Genomic DNA, 8070 nt, shown 5'->3' on the forward strand with positions numbered 1-8070 from the left:
AGACAATTGAGGATACGACAAGTAAAAAGAGTGAACATAAGAGCGTTTTCATAAAGGTGAATTAGGGGGAGAAGTTGAAAAGATGGTGTATAGGATTATATATAGAAATATAATCATTATTAAAAGACTCAAATCAAACACGGGGAATACTTTTACATCTTACTACGCATAAAATCTATAAAAGAAGCCCCTCCATCAGTGGGGCTCTTATAATCTATAACTTATTAAGTTACAATCTCCTGCTATATTGGTTTGATTATAAATAAGGTATTTGAATATCAGTATTGAGCGCAATATTCAAGGAGCTTTTTTAAATCTTTTTCCCTGGTAAAATCTACTTGGTTGGTGTCTATATAGGCTTCAATAGTTTTTTTGTGCCTGCCAAACAGCTTTAGTAAGGTAGACCTCTGAGCCCGGTAAATTCGCTCATTTTGATCGACAAAATAGTAGGATGTCTGCATGGTCAATTCTAATTCTCCTGGCGTTTTTTGTGTATATAATTTCTTGTAGTTATAGCTAGGAGTACCAGAAGCAGAGGTAGGAGGAGCGGGTGCAGGCAAGCCAAGTCCCCCTGAATTTCCAACTAATCTAAAATTGCTTCTGATGATTTCTATGTTCTGTTTCTTGGCAAGCTTGACAGGCAAGGGAGCCGTAAGCAGCTCAACAAAACCATTTTTATTCATATAATAAAATACCTGTTCACCGATAGTAATCTTTTTCAGCGAGTTTTCTTCTACCAGGGCTAGCGTATCTGCTTTGCTGTTGATAAACTGCATTTCTCCATATAAGTAATTGTAGTTAAGCAGAGCAGGTAAAGAGTTGCCATTTCTGAACCATACAGTTCCCTGTTGAAATTCACCATAGACGTATTGCTCGTTTATAGGAATTACAGCAGAGACTATTTCGCCAGCATGGATTATATAGCTAGGAGCTTGTTGTGCCCTCAAAGTAAAGTGGATGCCTACTCCTAAGAGAAAGCACCATAGGAATTTCTGCATATAGAAAAGTTATCAATTACTCCTATCATATACAAGCCAAAAGCATTTATTTATCTGTTTATTACCTCTAATATACCTACGCCCGAAACATATCAAGAGTTATCAATCATTTTTTAGGTAGAGTAAATCAAGGACAGATACCCGAAACAGCTAAACGGTTCATCGGCAACTCCTTTCTCATAATCTGCTTGTAGTTTGCTCATTACATGCACCAGGATAGATTCAAGCTTTCCAAAGATTTCACCACTGGCTGAGGAAAAAGTGAACTTCCCTCTTATTTGGGGGAAACCCAAAATAGACCTCCCTTTAACTGTATAGGATGGAAAAAGAGCGGATGTAGCATCTCTATTATGGAGTTTCAAATAATGGGGAGTTTTTTTAACCACCCCATTTCAATCCAACTTACTAATAAAAAACTGGGCGAAAGGGGAAAAGAAAATTTTAAAATAGGAAGACAAAAATTATTCATTCCCCTCTGGCCCCTTCCTTTACATAATTCCAGTGGCTGTTGCAAAAGTCAACTACTAGAAGCGAATAGTTGTTAAGTGGATATGTTAGGTGCATATTTAACTGATCCATCCCAACGGAAATTGAGTTTACTAGAAAAGATCGTGCCCTCTGATCAATTTTACCATCGACTGGCAAAAGTAGTTGATTTAGAGTTTGTCCGGGCCTTGGTTGCTCCTTATTATATCCACACAGGTAGACCTTCATTAGATCCAGTAGTCTTTGTCAAACTCCTCTTAGTAGCTCATTTTGAAAATATTACCTCCGACCGCAAGCTGATTGAGACAGCGACTCTCCACTTGGGTATCCGCTATTTTCTTGGCTATGATCTTACCCAGTCACTTCCCTTTCATAGTACTATATCTCGTACCAGACAACGTATTCCCCTCTCTGTATTTGAGCAGTGTTTTTTCAACGTGTTAGATCTTTGTATTAAAAGCGGTTTAGTCGCCGGCCATACACAAGCCATAGATTCGGCTTATGTGAAAGCAAATGCTTCCATCCATAACATGCAACCTAAACTTTCGAGTTGGCTAACTCTGACTACAGACACAGTAGAGGCGAATGAAGCAGAAAAGAAGACTCGGATTAGCGCTTCTACAGGTCGGCTAAAACATATTCATCGGTATCATTCCCTTATTCAACAGACAGCTCCTAAAAAAGCAGGCCAATTGCTTAGTAATCTAACCCACTATAGCCCTACTGATGTTGATGCTCGGATTTCAATTAAAACCGGAAAGCAACGTATGCTTTCTTATATGCTAAGTTTAGGAGTAGACACAGGTAAACACGTTATTACCTATATCAATGCTGATTTCTCTGATTGGCGCGATAGTCGATACTTACTAACCATAGTCGACACCATAAGAAAAAGGCTGAAGACACATAAACTGAAAGTAGATGAAGTGCTAGCAGATTCAGGCTATGGATCAGGCTCAAATTATCAACAGCTAGAACAGAAAGGCATAAAGGGCTTTATTCCTCCTCATGGGAAATACAAACTCGAACGCAAGGGCTTTACCTACAATTCTCAAACGGATAGCTATATCTGCAGTCAAGGTATTCTCCTTCCCTTCAACAATACCTTTACCGATAAGGAAGGTAATGTTAAGAAGCGCTATATGTCAAAAGCGGCAGACTGTAAAGATTGCCCTTTTAGAAAGAGTTGTATTCCCGGTACAGCGCGTGAAAAGCGGCTACACCATACGTATTACAAAGCCGAGTACGACCGCATGTTGGCCCGCTTATCAACTAAAGCCGGCAAACGTGCTATGAGAAAACGTGCTGCTACTGTTGAACCTGTACTTGGAAGTTTAATTGAATATTATGGACTGCGCAAGATCAGCGTCAAAAAAAGAGAAGGCGCCGCTAAGGTTATGTATTTGGCTGCTACGGCTTATAATCTGAAGAAATATCTTCGCTATGGCACCTCAAACCCATTAGTAAAAGCAGTAGCCATTTCAGTTACTGATAAGCTACTTTTATTGCAGCTGGACTTTTGCAACAGCCACTCCATTTATGTAACTTCAAAAAATGCAGGTATTTTACTGGCAGATCATATTGCCTTCGATTGTTGTCGTATTAGTTTTACTCCTTTTTATTATCTATGAGTTATTTTTTACTCTCTAATAACCTTTTTATCTTCTGCCTTTCTCTTGGCAGATTAATCATTACGCAACGTTTTTGTTGGGTTGACTAAAGCGGCTTTAACGCTTTGCCAACTTACAGTTAGTAAGGCAACTACCAGAACCAGGAGACCAGCTAAAGCAAAGCTCCACGGGCTTATCTCAATCCGGTACGCATAACCTTCCAGCCACCCATGCAGTAGGTACCAGGCAATAGGGGAAGCAAGAAGGAATGCCAGTACTACCAGCGGGATAACATCTTTGGATAGCAGAAAAGATAGTTCACTGACCGAAGCCCCTAACACTTTGCGAATTCCTATTTCTTTGATGCGTCTTTGGGCGGTAAAAGCCGAAAGGCCATATAGGCCCAGACAGGAAATAAATATAGCCAGGCAAGCAAATGTTTGGGTGATTTGGCCCATCCGTGTTTCACCGCTGTAGTTTTTGGCTATTTCTCCATCTACAAACCCATAGGAAAACGGATAATCCGGATTGAGTTTGTTCATAATTTGCTCAAGAGCAACAAGGGTTGCTTTTGTGGCTTGGGATTGGACACGCAAGACCAACTTGCCTCGAGTAGCGTTATTAAATTCAAGCACCAGGGGTTCTACCTTTTGATGCAGGGGGCGGAAGTGAAAATCTTTGACTACTCCAATAATCTTTCCTTTATATTGCAGGTCAAACCATTTACCAATGGCCTGTTTGGCATCCATCCCCATCATGCGCAGAGCCGCTTCATTGACCAGGTAGTTGGCCGTATCCTGCCTGATCTCGGCAGAAAATCCCCGGCCTGTAAGCAATTCTACCCTAAACGTCTCTGGAAAATGCGCATCTACTTGCATGGAATAAAAGATGACTTGCTCGTCTATGCTTTTACCTTCCCACACAGCATCACTGCCTTCCGTACTATTGATGGGTAACTCAGATACGAAGGTGAATTGACTCGTTAAGGGATTCGAAGCTAGCTGGGCAGCTAACGCCTCTCCATGCTTGTCTAGCTCCCCACGGATGGGTACATAGACTAAGTTTTCTTTCTCAAAACCCAGATGTTTATTTCTGAGCAGTTCCATCTGCTGATAAACAGTAGCTGTTGCCACAATCAAAATGATCGAGAGGGTAAATTGGGCCACCACCAAAACATTGCGAAATGGAAGGCTCCACCTGCCCTGTTGGATCATCCCTTTTAACACACTTATGGGCTGGAAGGAGGATAATAACAGGGCTGGGTAGCTGCCGGAAAGCAAACCGGTAAACAAGGCAATTCCAAACAGCCCTAGTAGGGATTCTATTTCCAGCAGCCGCAGAGTCAATTGTTTGTCTGTTAAGGTATTAAAAAAAGGTAAGAGGATCCAAGCCATTCCTAAGGCTAGCAGTAAAGCTAGGAAAGCTACCAGCAGTGACTGGGTTAAAAACTGCCCGACCAACTCAGACCTGCGGGCACCCATGACTTTGCGTACCCCTACTTCCCTGGCTCTTTTGGCAGATCGGGCCGTAGATAGGTTCATAAAATTGATACAGGCAACGATCAGAATACAAAGGGCAGCCCCTGAAAATAAGCGAACATAAGCGATATTGCCTCTAGAGGGAACATCCCCGACTAAGTCGGAATGTAAATAAATATCACTCACTGACTGCAGCCCAAATACGGCTTGACCCTGCTTTTCATTCTGCGCAAAAAGGGCATTCATTGTAGTTGTGATCCCCTGGGTTACCCCTTCTCGGGTAGAGATATTTTCTTTTAAGCGGATATAGGAATAGTATTCCAGATTTCCCCATATATGTAAGTCATGCCCCTGTTTTTCCAGAAAAGAAAGGGGCAGCAGATAATTGGCTTGCAAATGGGTATTTAACGGCACCTGCATGACCCCTGTGACTACCAAGGAATGATGATTGTCTAGGTGTATGATTTTGCCCAATGCCTGCCTGGTTCCAAAATATTTTTTTGCTAACCTTTCAGAGAGCACAATGCCATCGATGCGGGAGAGGGCAGTCGAAGAATGGCCGGCTAGGAGGGGAAAGGAAAAGAGATCAAAAAAAGAGGCATCGGCATAGTATCCCCCTTTTTCTTCAAACTTTTCTCCATTAACCTCTAGTAGGTTCTCTGTGGGTTTCAATCGCAGCATGTTTTCTACTTGGGGCAGTTGGCCCAGCAGGGTAGGAGCCATTGGAGAAGGGCTAATGGCTGTCTGCAGTTCACTCACCTGAGCGGTGATGCGGTAGAGCCCATCGGCTTTTGAATGAAAGCGGTCATAGCTCCACTCATGTTGGACCCAAAGGAGAATAAGCAGACTAAAAGCCATCCCTGTAGCAAGTCCTAGGATAGTAAGGAAAGCAAAAGCTTTCTCCCGGCAGAGACTGCGAAAGGCCATAGTTAGGTAATGAGAGAGCATAGAGGTCGATAAAGAGGTAGAGGATAAGGTGGAGGTATGGCGGGTCAGGTTGGGACGGACCAACAGCAGCAACGTATCAAGCAGGAATAAATACTTGGCCTGTCTTTCCCCTTTTGTGGCTACCCGCCGATAAAAAAGTTCATACAGGTCTCCCAGCACATCCTCTTGCCGTTCTGAAGAAAGAAAGTGTTCCAGCAAAGCGATGAGCCATGCTGGTGGATTGGGTTTGGAAGTAGGTTCCGTGCTCATGAGGCACCTCCAGTCAGGGCAGTTTGCGGGATAGCCTTCCACATACTCTCGCGCAGATCGCGCACGTCTCTCAAGGCTTTTTCTCCTATCGGAGTGAGGATAAAGTAGCGTTTGCGGCGACCCCCTCGCTCAGCGGTCGCTTCCCCCATGCGGGAACGGAGGAAACCTTTTGTTTCTAAGCGTTCCAAGGCACTATGTAAGGCACCAACACTAACCGAGCGCCCACTACGCTCTATAATTTCCTCCAGCAGAGCAACCCCATACGCATGATCATAGAGCAGGGCGACAGTCAGTAAGACGAGTTCTTCAAATTCACCCAGATAAGTTCCTTTCATTATGTAAGATATTACTTTCGTAAATGTAGAATATATATTTACAAAAGCAAGCTTTTTAAAAAAAAGAGAACTTCTAAGAAATGAAGAAATCAGAAATAGAAATTTCTATTTTACATATTGCTACTTATTGAACTGCAACAAAAGTTCAGATAAAATATTTACGAATATTTTGTATATCTACGAATTATTCGTATTATTGTATCGTATTCGTATTTGTAAACTCATACTTTATGGAAAAGTTGACACCTTCTGAAGAGCAAGCTATGCAGGCAATTTGGAAAACCGGTGAGGGGCATGTTAAACTATTTTTAGATAACCTTGCCCCTCCCAAACCACCTTATACTACTTTAGCTTCTACCATCAAAAACCTAGAAAAAAAAGGCTATCTCACCAGTCGCTTAGTCGGTAACACTTATTTATATAAGCAGGCCATTGGTGAGGAAGAATATAAGAGTAAATTTCTTAGTGGTGTGGTGCACAGTTATTTTGAGAGTTCTTACAAGAACCTAGTCAGCTTTTTTGTCAAACAACAAAAATTATCAGCCAAGGAGCTAAAGGAAATTATTGACATGATTGAAGGCAAAAAATAATAAGCTATATGGCTGATTTAATCTACTATAGCATCAAACTCTCCATTTGCCTGGCAACAGTTTATTTGTTCTACAGGCTGGCTTTACGCAGTCTTACTTTTTATAGCTCCAATCGATGGTTTTTATTGATAGCATCCGGATTCTCTTTTTTAATTCCCCTTGTCAATCTGCTTCCATTACTGTCCCTTGGGGAGACTACTAATGTAGAATCAATAAATGCCCTTATAACATGGAATAAAGTTTCTAACTCATTATTTGCCGTCACTAACGAAACAGACTCCTTTGGACAGTCTATGTTAAGCTTAATTGCTACTCTCTTTTGGATAGGCTTACTGATTCAAGGAGTAAAATTACTGATTCAATTTATAGCTTTTTTCCGTGTCCTTCACTCAGCTACTTTAGTACAGGATGGGGATATAAAAATCTATCAGGTGGATAAAAAGATTGCCCCTTTTTCTTTTGGGAACGCTATTTTTCTAAATATCAATCTACTTGAGCCAGAGGAAATACAGCAAGTAATACGCCATGAATGGATACATGCTAGTCAAAACCATACCATGGATGTAATATGGATGGAGTGCTTGCTACTCTTTAACTGGTATAACCCGTTTGCCTGGCTATTGAGGCAGGCAGTTCGTGAAAACTTAGAGTTTATAGTAGATAAAGAAGTACTCAACAAAGGAGACATAGACAGAAAGAGTTACCAGTATCTGTTACTTAAGATCATAGGTCTATCTAATGTACAAATAGCTAATCAATTCAATATTTCTTCACTTAAAACCAGAATCCAGATGATGAACAGAAAGCCAAGTAGCACGCACTCAGTAAGCAAATATTTTTTGGTATTACCGCTGCTAGTTTTTTTAACCTTCACTTTTTGTGGAAGAGTCATAGAAGAAGCAGCTCCCCCACCACCCCCACCTCCAATTGTAATGGATCCAAATTCGCTTTCTTTTGAAGCGTTTTTAAAGAAAAATAAGATGAAAGAATTTCGGCAGTTAAAAGAGGGAGGAGGTGTGTTTGAGGTAGAGTTAGAATCGGGCAAGAAAGAAACCTATGATATTAGTGATGAAAAACAGAAGGCGATATTTGAACAGCGCTATGGTAAATTACCAACAGTTGTAGTACAACCTGAATAACAATTTTTTAAGAGCTAGTTACCCTTCGCTAGCTCTCTTTTTACTTAAAAAAACTTTCTATGATCTGACCTCTTAGGCCTTGATTGAACTAATCCGAGAATTATACTTCTAAAAATTTATCACTAACCTACGTTAGAATCCTACAATTCTACTTAACATAAAAAGTGATGTCCAACAAAAACGACCATAATCCAATTTTATAGTTTTTTGGCAAGATTATTAAGTATTGCATTTTTC

The 8070-nt window shown here is 41.0% G+C and carries 7 protein-coding genes; 3 read left to right on the top strand and 4 right to left on the bottom strand.

Annotation, left to right across the window (positions count from 1 at the left end; translation table 11 throughout):
- Positions 1-278 precede the first annotated feature (278 nt).
- Both Q0590_RS35950 and Q0590_RS35955 read right to left on the bottom strand, forming a co-directional pair.
- A complete protein-coding gene (locus Q0590_RS35950) occupies positions 279-998 on the bottom strand; it encodes a hypothetical protein (RefSeq protein WP_302042520.1) in 720 nt (239 codons plus the stop codon).
- A 113-nt stretch (positions 999-1111) separates the two neighbouring features.
- Positions 1112-1360: a hypothetical protein gene (locus tag Q0590_RS35955; protein WP_302042521.1), complete on the bottom strand. Its 249-nt coding sequence runs from the start codon at positions 1358-1360 to the stop codon at positions 1112-1114.
- 228 nt (positions 1361-1588) lie between these two features.
- Here Q0590_RS35955 and Q0590_RS35960 point away from each other — a divergent pair, with 228 nt between their 5' ends.
- Positions 1589-3115, top strand: a complete 1527-nt coding sequence (locus Q0590_RS35960) for an IS1182 family transposase (protein WP_302042522.1) — start codon at positions 1589-1591, stop codon at positions 3113-3115.
- Between the two features lie 53 nt (positions 3116-3168).
- On the opposite strand, the gene Q0590_RS35965 is transcribed toward Q0590_RS35960, so the two are convergent.
- Together Q0590_RS35965 and Q0590_RS35970 are read right to left on the bottom strand one after the other, a co-directional pair.
- Positions 3169-5769 carry an FtsX-like permease family protein gene (locus Q0590_RS35965; protein ID WP_302042523.1) on the bottom strand — a complete coding sequence of 867 codons (2601 nt, stop codon included), beginning with the start codon at positions 5767-5769 and terminating at the stop codon, positions 3169-3171.
- Entirely contained in the window at positions 5766-6104 is a 339-nt protein-coding gene (locus Q0590_RS35970) for a PadR family transcriptional regulator (RefSeq protein ID WP_302042524.1), read from the bottom strand. The genes Q0590_RS35965 and Q0590_RS35970 overlap by 4 nt, the downstream gene beginning before the upstream one ends.
- Positions 6105-6334: 230 nt before the next feature.
- Here Q0590_RS35970 and Q0590_RS35975 point away from each other — a divergent pair, with 230 nt between their 5' ends.
- Together Q0590_RS35975 and Q0590_RS35980 are read left to right on the top strand one after the other, a co-directional pair.
- Complete coding sequence (locus Q0590_RS35975) at positions 6335-6694, top strand: BlaI/MecI/CopY family transcriptional regulator (protein ID WP_302042525.1); 360 nt, start codon at positions 6335-6337, stop codon at positions 6692-6694.
- Between the two features lie 8 nt (positions 6695-6702).
- Positions 6703-7833, top strand: coding sequence for a M56 family metallopeptidase (locus Q0590_RS35980; RefSeq protein ID WP_302042526.1), 1131 nt, complete (start codon positions 6703-6705; stop codon positions 7831-7833).
- Positions 7834-8070 lie beyond the last annotated feature (237 nt).

The organism is Rhodocytophaga aerolata (assembly GCF_030503435.1).
Lineage (GTDB): Bacteria > Bacteroidota > Bacteroidia > Cytophagales > 172606-1 > Rhodocytophaga > Rhodocytophaga aerolata.

What these genes read in the sequence shown, in the direction of transcription:
- Q0590_RS35950 (WP_302042520.1), bottom strand. Translation starts at nt 998, where the DNA reads ATGCAGAAATTCCTATGGTGCTTTCTCTTAGGAGTAGGCATCCACTTT.
- Q0590_RS35965 (WP_302042523.1), bottom strand. Translation starts at nt 5,769, where the DNA reads ATGAGCACGGAACCTACTTCCAAACCCAATCCACCAGCATGGCTCATC.
- Q0590_RS35970 (WP_302042524.1), bottom strand. Translation starts at nt 6,104, where the DNA reads ATGAAAGGAACTTATCTGGGTGAATTTGAAGAACTCGTCTTACTGACT.
- Q0590_RS35975 (WP_302042525.1), top strand. Translation starts at nt 6,335, where the DNA reads ATGGAAAAGTTGACACCTTCTGAAGAGCAAGCTATGCAGGCAATTTGG.
- Q0590_RS35980 (WP_302042526.1), top strand. Translation starts at nt 6,703, where the DNA reads ATGGCTGATTTAATCTACTATAGCATCAAACTCTCCATTTGCCTGGCA.